We start from the raw sequence: 2,443 nt of genomic DNA, 5'->3' as shown, positions 1-2,443 counted from the left end.
CAAGCGGTCCCATAATAATTAATTGTAATGGATATGCCATTATGAAATTTTTAATAAAAATCGAAAAATAAATGGAAACAAATGAATCTCCTTGTAGTCCACCATGTAAATACATCATAGCCATACCGAAAAATGACATAAAGAACACCATTCCAATTACCATAGTTGTCGCCATTGCAACGATAATATTTATTTTTTTAGATTTATCAAATGGCAATATGAATACAATTTTTTTCGCACAAGGTCCAACGATACATATTTCAATTAATAGTGCAATAATAAAGCCAATTAATAGTTCTAATGCAATCTCTTTAATATAAATTGGTCCTCCTGTTTCATTCATTAGTAAATTGTAAAACGTCATTACGATAACCATCCCAAGGCACATCATCATGCCAAATTGGAGGTTTTCCTTTCTTGTTGTTGGCAAATTTCATCATCCTTTCTCTTTGAGTCTTTGTCATTATATCGACATTGGAAACCCCTTCGTAAGTGAACATTTTGTGAACAAATTTAAAACGCTTTCATATTTTTTCCTTTCTACTCTAATTCTCACTTTTACTTATAGAGGTTATATATATCGCAATGTTGAATTACTAAATTTAACATTTCATTACATTATTACTAGGAGGACAACCATGAATGAAGCAGAATTTTACGCATATCACATCGTAACAAGGAAAAAAATGCATATCGGACAAATCATTCCTTTTAACAAAAATCAACACAATACTCTATATCACTTCTTTTTTGAAAGAGAACAATTAAATGCTAGTGGTGAAGATGGCATACAAATTTTAAATAAACACTATAAAAATAACGAATTACATATAAATAATGAAAATACTAAAGTAGTTATGAGTTATATGGATCAAACAATTAGAGCAGTTAGAGAAACAATTGTAGAAATGGTTAGACTACAAGAATTCCCTGAATACCCTTCCAGATTATCTTGCTTATATGCTGCTAAAAGCTATGAGGATGCTTTGAAATGGAGAGCGCTATTTGATTCTTACAATCGAGAAGTTTTACAGATTGTTAAACTACGAGTGATCGGAAGTTCTTTTGAAGGTGACGGGAATCTTTTACCGAAAGAAGATGGAATTCCTTTTTCTCAAAAAATCGAACAAGCTAGAGAGTATTGGAAAGGAAATATTAGAAATGAGCTTCCTGAGCTACTGATTAATGGAGAAATTGAAGTGGTGGAAATTATTGATGACTTTTCCTCAATTCATATTTAATTTCTAACTAAATCATATAGGATGGAGATTACAATGAAGAAAAAAGTGTACTTCAATCATGATGGCGGCGTAGATGATTTAATTTCATTATTTTTATTACTTCAAATGGAAAACATTGAACTTACGGGGGTATCTGTTATCCCAGCAGACTGCTATTTAGAACCCGCAATGTCTGCCAGTCGTAAAATTATCGATCGCTTCGGCAAAGGTAATTTTGCCGTAGCCGCTTCAAACTCTCGCGGGCAAAACCCGTTTCCGAAAGACTGGCGGATGCATGCATTTTATGTAGATGCTTTACCAATTTTAAATGAGTCTGGAAAAGTTGTAACACCCGTGACGGCAAAACCTGCGCATCATCATTTAATAGAAACGCTTCTACAAACGGAAGAAAAAACAACTTTATTATTTACTGGGCCCCTAACTGACCTTGCTCGTGCATTATATGAAGCTCCCATAATCGAAGATCAAATTGAACGCCTTGTTTGGATGGGTGGTACATTTCTTAAAGCTGGCAATGTACATGAACCAGAGCATGATGGAACAGCTGAGTGGAATTCGTTTTGGGACCCTGAAGCAGTGGCTCGTGTATGGGATGCAAAAATTAAAATCGACTTAGTGACACTAGAAAGTACAAACCAAGTTCCGTTAACTATAAACATACGTGAACAATGGGCAAAAGAACGAAAGTATATTGGTATGGATTTCCTTGGTCAATGCTATGCAATGGTCCCTCCTCTCGTTCACTTCTCAACGAACTCTACTTACTATTTATGGGATGTACTAACTACCGCTTTTGTCGGAAACACTAGCCTTGCAAAAACTGAAACGATTAATAGTATCGTTCATACATACGGACCAAGCCAAGGACGTACAGAAGAAACTACTGATGGACGACCTGTAAATGTCGTTTATGATGTAAAACATGATGTTTTCTTTGAATATATTACTGAATTAGCAAAGAAAGCTGCTATCTGAACCCCTATAAAGTGATATAACTTCAGATAACGAGCCCCAATTTTAAAAATTGGTTGTAACTAGATATTTAACTATTAAAAAGAGTATTGAATTAAATTTCAATACTCTTTTTGTGCAATTTAATTATATTTGATTAATGTAGTGTCTTACAGATTATTCATTTCATAACCATTGACAAAATACGTTATTGTTTCTAACTCATCTTCATTTAATTCTCTATCTAGCTC

Annotated in this window: 3 protein-coding genes; 2 read left to right on the top strand and 1 reads right to left on the bottom strand. The window is 33.7% G+C overall.

Features of this window, described 5'->3' with window-relative positions:
* A partial coding sequence (locus ABWK52_RS26295) for a DUF2798 domain-containing protein (protein ID WP_353772242.1) occupies nucleotides 1–430 on the bottom strand: 430 nt, incomplete at its 3' end.
* 208 nt (nucleotides 431–638) lie between these two features.
* Between ABWK52_RS26295 and ABWK52_RS26290 the strand changes: the two genes are divergently transcribed.
* The gene (locus ABWK52_RS26290; RefSeq protein WP_001001048.1) at nucleotides 639–1,241 is read left to right on the top strand and encodes a DUF2441 domain-containing protein; all 603 of its coding nucleotides are present in this window, start codon (nucleotides 639–641) and stop codon (nucleotides 1,239–1,241) included.
* Nucleotides 1,242–1,262: 21 nt separating this feature from the next.
* On the top strand, nucleotides 1,263–2,216 hold the full coding sequence (locus ABWK52_RS26285; protein WP_002196477.1) for a nucleoside hydrolase: 954 nt from the start codon (nucleotides 1,263–1,265) through the stop codon (nucleotides 2,214–2,216).
* The last annotated feature ends 227 nt before the right edge of the window (nucleotides 2,217–2,443 follow it).

Source organism: Bacillus sp. AP50 (assembly GCF_040492675.1).
Taxonomy (GTDB): Bacteria; Bacillota; Bacilli; order Bacillales; family Bacillaceae_G; genus Bacillus_A; species Bacillus_A cereus.
The sequence above is the reverse complement of the archived record's forward strand: the minus strand, read 5'-3'. Positions and strand labels throughout refer to the sequence as shown.

Bases quoted from the DNA above. Each gene is read 5' to 3' on its own strand.
- ABWK52_RS26290 (WP_001001048.1), top strand. From the start codon at position 639: ATGAATGAAGCAGAATTTTACGCATATCACATCGTAACAAGGAAAAAA.
- ABWK52_RS26285 (WP_002196477.1), top strand. From the start codon at position 1,263: ATGGAGATTACAATGAAGAAAAAAGTGTACTTCAATCATGATGGCGGC.